General features: G+C 66.4%; 1 protein-coding gene. It reads left to right on the plus strand.

Annotated elements, in window-relative coordinates; genetic code table 11:
• Positions 1-198: citrate/2-methylcitrate synthase (locus tag SB754_RS20015; protein WP_410784127.1), on the plus strand; the 198-nt coding region annotated here is incomplete at its 5' end.
• Positions 199-277: the final 79 nt, after the last annotated feature.

A 277-nucleotide genomic window follows, 5' to 3' on the forward strand; every position in this document is an offset into this window, starting at 1 on the left:
GCATCGGGTGCCGGATTCATGAACTCCGACATGGCGCTGGGCGCACTGGCTCTGCGCTACGACATGGCACCGGATGCCGCCGAGACGATCTTCGCCCTGGCCCGGATCGCCGGGTGGGTGGCGCACGCCCTCGAGGAGTACAACGAACCACGTCTGCGATTCCGCCCCGAGGGCGTGTACGTGGGCATCCGGCCGTGAGACTCGGACATGGCAGGATTGGCTGCGCGAGCACCCGTTCGACCTTGCAAGGAGCACCATGACCACCGAGAACTCCCGT

This window comes from Leifsonia sp. SIMBA_070 (assembly GCF_046534635.1).
GTDB lineage: Bacteria > Actinomycetota > Actinomycetes > Actinomycetales > Microbacteriaceae > Leifsonia.